A 13,074-nucleotide genomic window follows, 5' to 3' on the forward strand; every position below is an offset into this window, starting at 1 on the left:
TGCTTTTATAGCGGAATACAGTGGGAAGCAAGAATAAGCTTAAAAGATTTAAGGAAAACGATACCTTTAAAAACGTTGTTCAACCAACAAGGGAAGAAGTTCAAGAAGGTTTTGCGTTAAAGGGAAAATGGGAAGAACATTTTGGCAACTCAAATCCTATTGTACTAGAATTGGGTTGCGGAAAAGGGGAATACACCGTTGGTCTTGCCAAACAAAATCCAAATAAGAATTTTATCGGAATTGACATTAAGGGTGCTCGTTTTTGGAGAGGAGCAAAAACAGCTCTGGAGGAAGGGTTGAACAATGTGGCATTCCTACGAACGCAAATAGAGCTATTGGATTTACTCTTCACCAAAGATGAGGTTTCCGAAATCTGGATAACGTTTCCGGACCCCCAAATCAAATATAAGCGTACCAAACATCGAATGACCAATGAGGTGTTTCTGAACAAGTATGAGAAAATTTTGCAGCCCAATGGTCTGGTTCATCTAAAAACCGACAGCGAGTTTATGCACGGTTATACCTTAGGGCTGTTACATGGTCTGCGTCATGAAATTATTTATGCCAATCATGATGTTTATAAGAATGAAGGTAGCCCAAAGGAAGTTTTGGAGATACAAACATTCTATGAAAATCAGTACCTTGAGAAAGGGAAAGCCATTACCTATATCCAATTTAGGATAAACTAGTACTATGCAGCAACTTGGAATTTTACTGGTATTCACTTTTGGTGCCGCATTCTTTGCATCCCTACCTCCTGGGTTGTTAAATATGAATGCAGCTAAGACCAGTGTAGAGAAGGGAAAGGCCAATGGTGTAATTTTTGGCTTGGGCGTAGCTATTATGGTCATGTTACAGACCTATCTAGCGGTTAGAATCGCAAGATTTTTAATGCGAAATCCAGATGTAATAGGAATGCTGCTTAAAATAGCACTTGTAGTATTTGCAGTTTTGGCCGTGTTCTTTTTTGTCAAAGCAAAAAAATTAGATAGTCAACCTTTAGAGATAGTAGCAAGTAAAAAGCGGAATAGCTTTTCAAAAGGGCTTTTTTTAGCGGCCATTAACTTGCTTACCATACCATTTTATAGTGGTCTGAATACTATTTTTCACGCCCAAGGTTTTATGGATTATAGCGTTATAGATGAGGTTGTATTTATTTTGGCTGCTGGTGGGGGCACTTTTTTGGCCATGTATCTCTATGCTTTTTATTTTAACAAGATGGAGCGTAAAACAAATAGATTCTCTAAAAACAGTAATTATATTTTAAGTGTGCTGATGATTGTTTTGATGGTGATTACCAGTATAAGGCTGTTCAACCAAAGTTAAAAGCATTATGAAGGCCGACAATAAGAATTTTTTTGAAAAAGTGTATGAGGTTGCCGAACAGATACCGTATGGGAGAGTTACCTCCTATGGTGCGATAGCAAAATACTTGGGTGCCGCTCGCAGTGCTAGAATGGTAGGTTGGGCAATGAACGGTGCTGGTAATATGGAACATGTTCCGGCACACAGAGTGGTGAACAAAGCCGGCCTACTTACGGGGAAACATCACTTTGAAGGAACCAATCTCATGCAACAACTCCTAGAAAGTGAAGGAGTAGAGGTCATAGAAAATCAAATACAAAATCTAGAAAAGTACTTTTGGGACCCGTGGAAAGAGTTGGGATAAGGCTAAGTTTTCAAATCAATCAAAGGTCAGGGTAAATAAAGTATTGTTGTCGTTAGATACAACTCGTATCCTACCACCATGAAGTCTCATGATCTGTTTGGAGAGGCTTAAGCCAATGCCAGTTCCAGTATTTTTTGTGGTAAAGAAAGGAACAAAAATTTCATCCATCAACTCGGGCGGTATTCCAGGCCCGTTATCCCATACTTGAATGTATTTTTTATTAAGGGTATCTATTCCTGCCTTAAATCTGATGATTCCATTTTCTTGACCTTCTAATGATTGTTTTGCGTTCTTTCCTAAATTCAACAAAACTTGCGTTATTTGTTTCTGATCTATGTAAAGTTCTAAGTTTTCAGGAGCTACAATAATTTCAATGGCTACTTCTAAAGTTTCGGCCTGCTCGTCTAACAAGACTTTAACGCGTTCCAATAATTTATCCGCTGGAATAAGACTACGGTCCGGTTCCGGAACACTTAAAAAAGTTCTATAGCTCTGTACAAAACTCATTAAATCTTTACCCTGCTCCTTTATAACCTCCAAGCCCTTTGCGGTATTGTTAATTTGTTCAATATTGAAAGCTCCGGGTGAAGTAAGTTCTTTTCCTTTTTTAAAATAGTGCAATATAGATTCTGATATGGATGTAATAGGCGTTATGGTATTCATTATTTCATGGGTCAGCACACGTATTAGTTTAACCCAGGAATCGGTTTCCTTTTCATCGAGTTCTTTATTGATATCATGCGCAACCACTAATAGTAATTGCTGCTCCTCAATAGTTATAGGGGTGCATTTTAAACTAAGCTCCCTTTTACCTCGTTCATTTCCTAAAGAAAAAGTAGTATTGTCAAAAGGCTTCAAATCTTTAAAGAGTCCGTACAGTTCATGGTCCACCTGGTTCAATTGTTTCACATGGTTTAAGGGTCTGTAATTAAGTAAATCCTGTACTGTAGGATTTGCGTAAAGAATATGGCCTTTAGGATTTATGGTGAATATGCCTATATCAGCCTGTCGTAATATTTCTTGATAGTACTGTTCTTGCGCCTGTTTTTTCAGATGGATGTCCTGTATCATGCTGTTTAACATGTTAAGGCTGTGGTTTAATTCTTCTAATGATTTAACACTTAATTTTTCAGGAAAACGAAGGGTGAAATCTTCATTTTTGATAGCATCAAAAAAATAGGCTATTTTACGATTGGTTTGGTTTACATAGTTGATGAGCCCGTAGGTAAGTCCAATTAAAACCAGAAGTCCTATGGCACCGGCTATATATTGCCGGTTAAAGAAAAAATAGGTAGTCACAATAACTACTAGAACAATGAAAATGATACGAAAAACCAGCTGTAAATAAATGTTTCTACTTACCATTATTTACTTGATTTTTTAAGTTTGTTGTAGAGTGTCTGCCTAGAAATACCAAGCTGTTCGGCAGCAGCACTATAGTTTCCATTATTTTGATGAAGCGCATTGGTGATCATGAGTAGCTCCATTTCCTCCAAGGTATTGGGTTGGTTTTCCATCTGGCCACTGTCATTCACCTCCAACAAAAAATCCGTTGGTTTTAACACGTTTCCTTCAGAAAGGATTACGGCTCGCTCCATGGTGTGCAATAGTTCCCTTACGTTACCCGGCCATTTGTAGGCCATTAATTTTTCTTGTGCGGCCTGGTTTATCTTAAGCCCTTGCTTACGATATTTGTTTATAAATTTGGTAAGATAGAAGTCTGCCAATACAAGTATATCTTCCTCTCTTTCCCGCAAGGGTGGTACGTTAACGCGAATAGTATTAATACGGTAAAGTAAGTCTTCCCTAAAAAGACCATCTACAACCATTTTATCCAGATTACAATTTGTGGCACAGATTAACCTAATATTCACCCCTATTGGTTTGTTAGACCCAACACGGACAATGACCCTGTTCTGTATGGCAGATAATAATTTTGCTTGGGTCTGTAAGGACAGATTCCCTATTTCATCTAAAAAGAGGGTGCCTCCGTTGGCAGCTTCAAACTTACCGGCACGGTCCTCTTTTGCATCTGTAAAGGAACCTTTGACATGACCGAACAACTCACTTTCAAATAAATTTTCAGAAATAGAGCCCATATCTACGGAAATAAAGACTTCGTCGTTTCTAGCTGAGGATTGGTGTAATTCTCTGGCAATAAGCTCTTTTCCCGTGCCATTTTCACCTGTAACCAATACGTTTACATCCGTCTTGGCGACTTTCTGCACTAATTTTAAAACGGCGTTGAGCGCTTTGCTATCGCCTACAATATGGTTTTTCTTTTGATTAATTACCTGTTTTAGGTTCGTCTCCTTTTGTTTAAGTTGGCTTAGCTCTTTCTTTGATTTTCTGAGTTCATAGGCAGATTTAACGGTGGCTAAAAGCCTCTCGTTGTTCCAAGGCTTTAAAATAAAATCGGATGCACCTTCCTTTAGGGCTTCCACCGCCAAATCTATGGCGCCATAGGCGGTCATCATTATTACGGAAATAAAAGGAGATTTCTTTTTGATTTCGCGCAGCCAATAGAGTCCCTCGTTACCGGTATTTACACCTGCGGAAAAATTCATATCCAACAATATGATATCCAAATCACTAAAATTTGGGAAAGAAGAAATTTGATTGGGATTGGATATGGTTTGAACACTTTTGTACTCAAATTGCAAAAGAATTTCCAATGCGCTTAACACACTCTTGTTATCGTCAATGACCAGAATCTTTGCGTCAATCATGTAAGTACCTTTATTAGATAGGATAAAGCTACAAATTGAAATTAACAACTAGGATACACCTGTCCAAAAATTTGACAATATCTGTAAAACTATTTTACACTCAAAGTAGTTTATGCTTTTAAACAGAATCTTAAGTAGCTGATAATCATAACAATAAATTTATGGCACATATATAGCAAAGCTTTTGGCATACCAATAGTAATATGAACATTAAAATTAAAATAACACTGTTTTTCTTCTTAGCCATAGTACTGAAAAGTGTGGCTCAGACAAGCTGGACTTTAGAGGAATGTATAGACCATGCATTGGAGCACAACCTTTTGTTAAAAGATTTTCAATATACTAATGACGCTAACAAAGAAGACTACAAGCAATCTATACGTAATCTTTTGCCGGTACTGAATGCAGGATCCAATTATCAGGTGAATTCGGGTAGGGCGGAAGATCCTAATACGGGAACTTTTGTAGTACAGGATTTCTTCTCCAACAACTATTCCATCCAGTCCAACATCGATTTATTTCAAGGCTTTCAAAAATTAAATTCAATTAAGGCTTCCAAATTCTTGTACCAGGCGGCTAAGGAAGAGCGCACACAACAACGATATCTTTTGGCTTTTAGAGTAATGCAAGCATTTAACAATATTCGGTTCTTTGAAGGTTTAGTAGCAATTGCCACGGAACAGGTAAACGTATCAAAAACGAACTTTAAACTGGTAGAGAAACAAATAGAATTAGGTCTCATGGCCGGTGCGGATATGTATGAGGCCAAGTCCTCTTTATTGTCAGACGAGTTAAACCTTACGCAGAGCACGAACCAATTGGCCGCAGCGAAACTGGCATTGATTCAAGAAATGAACTTGGAAAATACTTCGGATATTGAAATTGTTGCGGACTTAAAAATCAGTGATGGGGATACCGTCTCTTCAGAAATGGAATCCGATACCATTTATGCTAAGGCGCGCGAATTCCTGCCATTGATAAAAGCACAGGAATTAAGGGCGCAGGCGGCAAAAAAACAAGTTGGTGTTACCAGAGGAAGACTATACCCTTCTTTATCGTTGTTTGCTGGTATGGGAACGGGCTATTTTGAAACCTTTAGAGATAGTTTAGGAAATACACTGCCTTTTCGGGAACAGTTCAGGGATAATTTTTCCAGATTTTATGGACTGAGCCTTAATGTACCGATTAGTAATGGATGGTCCGCTAGATCTAGGGTTAAACAAGCAAAGATTGAAAGATTAAGACAAGAAAATAATTTAGAAGTTCAAGAACAAGTACTTTTTCAGACCATTCAAGAACTGGTACAAGAACATAATGCACTCTTGGTAGAGAAAGGGCAGAGTGATCAGAATGTAGAGGCCCAACGGATGGCTTTTACCGTTGCCCAAAAGCGCTTTGAAAACGGAATGATCAATGGAATAGAATTATTGACCGCAAAAAATCTTTTTGCCAGTGCCCAGAACGAAAATTTACAAGTAACCTTACGGTCGGCAATAAATAAAAGTACTTTAGACTTTTACCGCGGCCTTCCGGTATTTAATATAAACTAGAAACATAAATAGGATTTCCTTTTTGGGGAATTGAAACCAAAAGAATAATAATTAAGATGGATATTAAAATAGAAAAGAAGAAAGGGTTACGTCCAAAACATTATGGGTACATCGGTATTTGTATATTGGTGCTTTTTGTGGGGTATCAACTCCTTTTTGCAAATTCGGTTTCCACATTCAGAACAGAAAAAGATAAACTCTCCATTGCCGATGTGTCTCAGGGTAAGTTTGACGATTACATTACAATTAATGGAAATGTTGCGCCGATTGCTACGATATATATGGATGCTTACGAAGGTGGTCGTGTAACGGAAAAACTAATTGAAGAGGGTGCTACGGTTAAAAAGGGTGATATAATCCTGAAGTTGGAGAACATGAACCTCTATGAGCAAATACTGGCAAGTGAAAGTAACTTGGCCTTAAAACAAAATGATTTGCGTTCTACTAAATTAACCTTTGATTCGCGCCAGGTAGAAGGTCGTAGATCTCTGGCCACCGCTAGTACGGATTTGCAACGCTTAAAGCGGAATTATGAGCAGAACAGTGCGTTGTATAAAGAAGAATTAATCTCTAAGGAGGTTTATCAATTATCAAAGGAAAATTATGAGCTTTCCCAGAAACAATATGATATTGTTAAACTACAGACAGAACAAGATGATGAGTTGAGAAAAACATCTTTGACAGGTCTCGATGCAGATTTAGCCCGTATGCAGAAAACTTTAGGAATGGTATACCAGCGTTTAGACCACTTAAACGTAAGGGCGCCGTCAGACGGTCAGTTAGGATTTTTGGATGCAGAGATAGGTCAGAATATTTCACAAGGCCAAAGAATAGGACAAATAAACGTACTAACAGATTATAAGATTGAGGCAGATATAGACGAGCATTATATCGATCGCGTTCAGCGAGATTTAGTAGCTGTCTTGGAGCGTAACGGAACGGACTACCCTTTGCGGTTAAGAAAAGTATACCCAGAAGTACGTAACGGTAGGTTTAGAGTAGACTTGGTATTTACAGGAGATAAGCCAGAGACTATTAGAGCTGGGCAAAGCTATAATATAAAACTTCAGTTAGGAGAATCTAGCGATGCTTTGTTATTACCCAAGGGGAGCTTCTTTCAGAGTACTGGTGGTCAGTGGATTTTTGTCGTAGGACCAGACGGGGATGAAGCTATAAAACGTCCCATTAGAATCGGAAAGCAGAACTCTAGATATTATGAAGTTTTAGAAGGACTTGATGCCGGTGAAAAGGTAATTACTAGCAACTATGATAGCTTTGGGGAGGCAGAAAGAATAGTACTGAAGTAAAACTTTTTCTTCCCTATAAATAAGGAGGGATTGAGCGGTGTTTTTGAAGTATATCAATAAACCCCAATCAGGAAAGGTTCAAGTAAATAAAGTATATAATAAAAGGATAAAATAGAAATCAAATAAGCAAATAATCGAAAAATGATAACAATCCAAAATTTAAAAAAGAGTTTCAGAACCGAGGAAGTAGAAACCTTGGCTTTGAACAATGTAAATCTAAAGGTAGAAGATGGTGAGTTCGTAGCCATTATGGGACCATCAGGGTGTGGTAAATCTACCTTATTGAATATTATCGGAATGTTGGACAACCCTACTGAAGGTAGCTACAACTTTGCGGGCAATGAAGTTGGCGGTCTAAAGGAAAGTCAACGAACACAACTACGTAAAGGCAATCTAGGATTTGTATTCCAGAGCTTTAACCTTATCGATGAATTAACAGTATATGAAAATGTAGAGTTACCACTTATTTATTTAAAAATGGGTAAGGCAGAGCGTAAGGAGAAGGTAATGAAGGTGTTGGAACGTATGAAAATAGCGCATAGGGAAAAGCATTTTCCACAACAATTATCTGGTGGTCAACAACAACGTGTAGCTATTTCCAGAGCGGTGGTGACCAATCCAAAATTGATATTGGCAGATGAGCCAACGGGTAATCTAGATTCAAAAAATGGTATCGAGGTAATGAACCTGTTGACCGAGCTAAATCAGGAAGGGACAACTATTGTAATGGTAACACACTCCGATAGGGATTCACATTACGCTCACAGAGTAGTGAATTTATTTGACGGTCAAATTGTGACGGAGAGTCAGAATAGAGCTATAGGGGCAATGGTCTAATCAGCCAAAAAGTTGCATCTACAGGTTAAGGGAAGGAGTTTATTCATCAATCAATATTTTTTAATAAGTATCAATCAAAATCATCAATTCATCCGTGCCAAGCACAGTTGAAGAACCCTAATACAATAATTATGATTAAAAACTATCTAAAAATCGCATTCAGAAACCTTTGGAGAAACAAAGGATTTAGTGCGCTGAACATCTTTGGGCTATCCATAGGCATTACCTGTGCCTGTTTGATATTACTTTGGGTAGAGGACGAGATAAATTTTGATAGTGTTTTCCCAAAACAGGATCTGGTCTATTACGTGCCCACCAACCAAACTTTTGAAGGGGAAGTATATACTTATAACGTTACCCCTGGACCGCTTGCCAAAGATTTAAAAGAAGAAGTGCCCGGAATTGCAAAATCTGCCGCAACATTTGGGGAGGAGATGTTGCTCACCAACGGGGAAACGGGAATCAATAGATTTGGAAGGTATGTGCAACCGGATTTTTTAGAAATCTTTAGTTTAAATTTTTTGGAGGGAGAAATGAAGACAGCTCTTTCCAGACCGGACGGAATTGTGTTGACACAGAAAACCGCAATAGCACTTTTCGGCACCGATAAAAACGTCTTGAATAAAGTACTACAATTGAATAATGAGTTTTCCTTTACCGTAACGGGCATCATACAAGATTTACCAAGTACGATTACCTATAGATTTGATTGGCTTATACCCTTTCAGCGTTTCCAATTAGGACAAGAAAATATGGCTTGGGCCCAACAATATGGTGGAAATTTTGCTGATACTTTCGTAGAACTTACTCCAAATACCGACTTTAAAACAGTAGATAGCAAGGTCAGGAAAATGATAGCTTCCAAAATAGAATATGCTACGGAAGTTCCAAATGAAGCGTTTTTACATTCCATTAAGAATTGGCATCTACGTTCCGAGTTTAAAGAAGGCAAAATTGTTGGAGGCAAGATTACTTTGGTAAGGTCGCTGGCCTTCATCGCTTTAATCATTCTATTGATTGCCTGTATCAATTTTATGAACCTCTCAACAGCTCGAAGTGGGAAACGCGCCAATGAAGTTGGGGTTAGAAAAGTATTGGGTTCAAGCAAAAAAAGATTGGTAGGTCAGTTTATGACAGAGGCCATCATTATGGCAGGTATTTCTGCCTTCTTGAGTATTATATTTTTGATTGTTTTACTCCCATCGTTTAATACCTTAGTAGAAAAACAGATTCAACTGAGACTGTTTGAACCTATTCATATACTATCTCTTTTAAGTATTACGTTGATCTGCGCTATTTTGGCGGGCTGGTATCCTGCATTATATCTTTCCTCCTTCAGACCGGCCCATGTGCTAAAGGGGGTCGACAGAGGTCAAGGCAGCGCAACGATTATTAGAAAAGGTCTTGTGGTTGCCCAGTTTGCCGTTTCTATAGTTTTTATTATTTGCAGTACGATCATCTATCAGCAAATACAGCACGTTAGAGCCAGAGATGTTGGCTACGATAAAGGAAATTTATTAAATGTGCCTGTTACCGGGAATATGATTGATAAGTTTCTCCCTATCAAACAGGATATGATTGCTACAGGTACTGTAAAGGATGTAGCATTGACCAATACAAATATGCTTTCGAGTGGAAATAATGGTCCGGGGCTTACTTGGCAAGGCGGACAGGACACTGAGGATGTGCTTGTCAGATTCAGATATGTAAGTCCAAATTATTTTGATACCGTTGGGCTGAATTTATTGGAAGGGCATGGTTTTAACAATGATAATGCCGTAGATAGCACAAACGTGATTATAACCCGATCCTTCGCAAAAATGATGGGAGACGGCAGTGTTCTTGGTAAAACTATCACACGCGGCAATACTGAATACAATGTGATTGGTATCGTAAACGACTACCTTTATGGTGACATATACGGCAATGGAAAAACGGGTCCAGTAATGTTTTTCAATTATTCAAATTTTGCCAATACCATGTATGTTAACATAAAACCCAAATCATCTCGAAGAGATGCGCTGGCAGCTATCAAGAATGTTTTAAAAAAATATAACCCTGCATTTCCATTTGAATATCGTTTTGAAAACGACCTCTTTAATTCTAGGTTCAGAAACGAAGAATTGGTTGGGGATCTGGCCAAGATATTTGCTATTCTAGCCATTATTATTTCATGTTTGGGTCTCTTCGGTCTGGCAGCATACACGGCAGAGCAACGAAAAAAGGAAATTGGGGTAAGAAAGGTGTTGGGGTCTAGTGTTTCCGGTATTGTTCGGTTACTATCAAAGGACTTTATGCGTCTGGTGCTGATTGCCCTTTTTATTGCAATCCCTTTAGCGTGGTGGTTTATGAGTGAATGGTTGGAAAGTTATGCCTACAAGGTCACTATTGATTTATGGGTCTTTGCAATCGCTGGAGTGGTAGCCATTAGTATCGCATTGTTTACGGTAAGCTTTCAGGCCATAAAAGCTGCAATGGCCAACCCTGTAAAAAGCCTGCGGACGGAATAATCATCATCAAAAAACAAACAATCATGTTTAAGAACTATTTGAAAATCGCTTGGAGGAGTTTAAAGAAACAGCCCTTTTTTACCTTTTTGAATACTTTTGGGCTAGCCATTGGTATGGCAGGGGCATTACTGATTTCATTGTTTATCCATGACGAACTTAGTTTTGATAAAATGTTTGCAGATGCCGACCGCATCTATCGGATAGATACGGACGTGAAATTTGGAGGGGCTGAAATTTTAGCTTCTGAGTCTTCGGCACCAATGGCAGCAGCAATGCAAAGAGATTTTTCCCAAGTGGAATCTACCCTAAGATTAAGAGACCGAGGTAGCGCGCTCATTAGAAAAAGTGGTACAAAGACCAATACCAAAGAGTTAAGGGTCACTTTTGCGGATTCTACTCTCTTTGATTTCTTTGGCTTGAAATTGCTTGTGGGAGATGCTAAGACTGCATTGACGGAACCGAACACATTGGTATTGACCAAAACAGCGGCAGAGAAACATTTTGGAGTACAAAATACACTTGGTCAAAGCCTACTCTTAAACAATACGGATACGTATACCGTAACTGGTGTGATTGATGACCTACCTCAAAATTCTATGTTGCGAGAGCATAGTGTTTTTATGGCCATGGCCGGTTATGCAGACTCACGGGAAAGTAATTGGGGAAGTATGAACTATTTCACGTTTGTCAAACTGATACCTAGTGTTAACGCTGCTGATTTTAATGAGCCTTTGCAAGAAATGTTTACGAGATATATGATTCCATGGGTTCAAAAAATATTTCCAGGAATGACGGCAGAATCATTTGCTGCATCGGGTAATTATTGGGAACATAAAATCATGCCATTGACAGATATCCATTTACATTCTAATCGGCAATCTGAGTTAAGTGCTAATAGTAGTATTCAGAATGTTTACATCCTTTCATTCATTGCGTTGTTTCTGATTATATTGGCAACGGTTAATTTTATGAACCTCTCCACAGCTCATTCCCTCAAAAGGTCAAAAGAAGTAGGTATCCGAAAAACCTTGGGTTCAAATAAGACCGAACTGATTCGACAATTTTTAACCGAATCGGGAATGGTTGCTTTTATCTCATTGATAATAGCTCTTAGTATAGCAATGATTGTGCTTCCTTTTTTCAATGACCTTTCTGGGAAGGAGATTACAATTCCCTATACCAATTTTATTTTCTGGTTAATAGTTCTATTTACTACGCTCATACTGGGGCTTTTGTCAGGAAGTTATCCAGCTTTTTTTATGTCACGGTTTATGCCTGTAAAGGTGCTTAAAGGAAGCGGACAAAAGAGTGTAGGAGGTGGAAAAATCCGAAATTCCTTAGTTGTTTTTCAGTTTGCCATTTCGGTTTTCTTGATTGTAAGCACCTTGGTTGTTTTTCAGCAATTAAAATTCATACAAGGAAAGGATCTTGGTTTTAACAAAGATCAAATTCTACTTATAAATGACACCTATGCAGCAGGCAACCAAGTACAAGCATTTAAAGAGGAAATTACTGGTCTGGGTCAAGTAGCGTATGCATCATTGAGTGATTACCTACCAACACCGTCATCTCGTTCCAATAGTTCTTTGTTCAGGGAAGGAGCCATGGAGCAAGAGAACGCAATTCAGATGCAAGTTTGGGAAGTTGATCATGATTACCTCAAAACGCTAAATATGGAATTAGTTGTAGGGCGTGATTTCAATCCACAATATGCTACTGATTCAACCGGGGTTATTATCAATGAAGCAATGTTGCCTGTTATGGGCGTAACAGCAGAAGAAGCCTTAGGCATTCGAATAACCGGTGACCTTGACTTAGAAGAGAAAGTGTTCTACACTGTAATCGGAGTGGTCGAAGACTTTCATTATGAATCGTTGCGAGAAAGCATCGGTGCTTTAGGATTGTTTTTAGGTAAATCAACTGGAACCATGGCGGTAAAATTAAAAACAGGTAATTACTCAAGCACCTTAGCCAGTATAGAAAATATATGGAATAAAATAGCTCCTGGCCAACCTTTCAGCTATCGCTTTATGGACGAGTCTTTCGATGCAACCTATAAAGCGGAACAGAACTTGGGTAAGATATTTATGGTCTTTACCATACTCTCTATTTTTATTGCCTGTCTAGGTTTATTTGGTCTAGCCGCATTTAATGCCGAAAAGCGAACCAAAGAAATTGGAGTCAGAAAAGTATTGGGGGCAAGTGTGAGTCAAATATCCTATAGATTGACCTTAGACTTTTTAAAACTTGTTGGAGTGGCAATTATAATTTCATTACCGATTGGATGGTTTGCGATGGATAAGTGGTTAGAAGATTTTTCATATCGAATCGAAATTAATTGGTGGATTTTGGCCTTGGCCGGTTCATTTGCCATTGCTATTGCGATTATTACCGTAAGCTATCAAAGTATTAAAGCTGCAATAGCTAACCCGGTAAGAAGCTTGCGGACGGAATAACATCGATCATTAAAAA

Annotated in this window: 10 protein-coding genes; 8 read left to right on the plus strand and 2 right to left on the minus strand. The window is 38.5% G+C overall.

Annotation, left to right across the window (positions count from 1 at the left end):
• Positions 1 to 20 precede the first annotated feature (20 nt).
• Genes trmB through EJ994_RS15665 form a run of 3 tightly spaced genes read left to right on the plus strand, consistent with a single transcriptional unit; the run spans position 21 to position 1,669 of the window.
• Entirely contained in the window at positions 21 to 689 is a 669-nt protein-coding gene (trmB, locus tag EJ994_RS15655) for a tRNA (guanosine(46)-N7)-methyltransferase TrmB (protein WP_126593339.1), read from the plus strand.
• Between the two features lie 4 nt (positions 690 to 693).
• Positions 694 to 1,326, plus strand: a complete 633-nt coding sequence (locus tag EJ994_RS15660; RefSeq protein ID WP_126593340.1) for a LysE family transporter — start codon at positions 694 to 696, stop codon at positions 1,324 to 1,326.
• A 7-nt stretch (positions 1,327 to 1,333) separates the two neighbouring features.
• The gene (locus tag EJ994_RS15665) at positions 1,334 to 1,669 is read left to right on the plus strand and encodes an MGMT family protein (RefSeq protein ID WP_126593341.1); all 336 of its coding nucleotides are present in this window, start codon (positions 1,334 to 1,336) and stop codon (positions 1,667 to 1,669) included.
• 15 nt (positions 1,670 to 1,684) lie between these two features.
• On the opposite strand, the gene EJ994_RS15670 is transcribed toward EJ994_RS15665, so the two are convergent.
• Positions 1,685 to 3,034, minus strand: a complete 1,350-nt coding sequence (locus tag EJ994_RS15670) for a sensor histidine kinase (RefSeq protein WP_126593342.1) — start codon at positions 3,032 to 3,034, stop codon at positions 1,685 to 1,687.
• Positions 3,034 to 4,398, minus strand: a complete 1,365-nt coding sequence (locus tag EJ994_RS15675) for a sigma-54-dependent transcriptional regulator (RefSeq protein ID WP_126593343.1) — start codon at positions 4,396 to 4,398, stop codon at positions 3,034 to 3,036. Before EJ994_RS15675 ends, EJ994_RS15670 begins: the two co-directional genes overlap by 1 nt.
• 203 nt (positions 4,399 to 4,601) lie before the next feature.
• On the opposite strand from EJ994_RS15675, the gene EJ994_RS15680 reads away from it, so the two are divergent.
• From EJ994_RS15680 to EJ994_RS15700, 5 genes are all read left to right on the plus strand, one after another.
• Positions 4,602 to 5,948 (plus strand): TolC family protein, encoded by a 1,347-nt coding sequence (locus tag EJ994_RS15680; RefSeq protein WP_126593344.1) that lies wholly within the window; start codon positions 4,602 to 4,604, stop codon positions 5,946 to 5,948.
• A gap of 56 nt (positions 5,949 to 6,004) precedes the next feature.
• Entirely contained in the window at positions 6,005 to 7,255 is a 1,251-nt protein-coding gene (locus tag EJ994_RS15685) for an efflux RND transporter periplasmic adaptor subunit (protein ID WP_126593345.1), read from the plus strand.
• Positions 7,256 to 7,396: 141 nt separating this feature from the next.
• The gene (locus EJ994_RS15690; RefSeq protein ID WP_126593346.1) at positions 7,397 to 8,092 is read left to right on the plus strand and encodes an ABC transporter ATP-binding protein; all 696 of its coding nucleotides are present in this window, start codon (positions 7,397 to 7,399) and stop codon (positions 8,090 to 8,092) included.
• Between the two features lie 131 nt (positions 8,093 to 8,223).
• Complete coding sequence (locus tag EJ994_RS15695) at positions 8,224 to 10,602, plus strand: ABC transporter permease (protein WP_126593347.1); 2,379 nt, start codon at positions 8,224 to 8,226, stop codon at positions 10,600 to 10,602.
• A 23-nt stretch (positions 10,603 to 10,625) separates the two neighbouring features.
• Positions 10,626 to 13,058: an ABC transporter permease gene (locus tag EJ994_RS15700; protein WP_126593348.1), complete on the plus strand. Its 2,433-nt coding sequence runs from the start codon at positions 10,626 to 10,628 to the stop codon at positions 13,056 to 13,058.
• Positions 13,059 to 13,074 lie beyond the last annotated feature (16 nt).

Origin of the sequence: Maribacter sp. MJ134 (assembly GCF_003970695.1) — a bacterium.
Lineage (GTDB): Bacteria > Bacteroidota > Bacteroidia > Flavobacteriales > Flavobacteriaceae > Maribacter.

Excerpts from the sequence above, each read along its gene's own strand:
- EJ994_RS15660 (WP_126593340.1), top strand. The coding sequence starts at position 694 with ATGCAGCAACTTGGAATTTTACTGGTATTCACTTTTGGTGCCGCATTC.
- EJ994_RS15665 (WP_126593341.1), top strand. The coding sequence starts at position 1,334 with ATGAAGGCCGACAATAAGAATTTTTTTGAAAAAGTGTATGAGGTTGCC.
- EJ994_RS15670 (WP_126593342.1), bottom strand. The coding sequence starts at position 3,034 with ATGGTAAGTAGAAACATTTATTTACAGCTGGTTTTTCGTATCATTTTC.
- EJ994_RS15675 (WP_126593343.1), bottom strand. The coding sequence starts at position 4,398 with ATGATTGACGCAAAGATTCTGGTCATTGACGATAACAAGAGTGTGTTA.
- EJ994_RS15680 (WP_126593344.1), top strand. The coding sequence starts at position 4,602 with ATGAACATTAAAATTAAAATAACACTGTTTTTCTTCTTAGCCATAGTA.
- EJ994_RS15685 (WP_126593345.1), top strand. The coding sequence starts at position 6,005 with ATGGATATTAAAATAGAAAAGAAGAAAGGGTTACGTCCAAAACATTAT.
- EJ994_RS15690 (WP_126593346.1), top strand. The coding sequence starts at position 7,397 with ATGATAACAATCCAAAATTTAAAAAAGAGTTTCAGAACCGAGGAAGTA.
- EJ994_RS15695 (WP_126593347.1), top strand. The coding sequence starts at position 8,224 with ATGATTAAAAACTATCTAAAAATCGCATTCAGAAACCTTTGGAGAAAC.
- EJ994_RS15700 (WP_126593348.1), top strand. The coding sequence starts at position 10,626 with ATGTTTAAGAACTATTTGAAAATCGCTTGGAGGAGTTTAAAGAAACAG.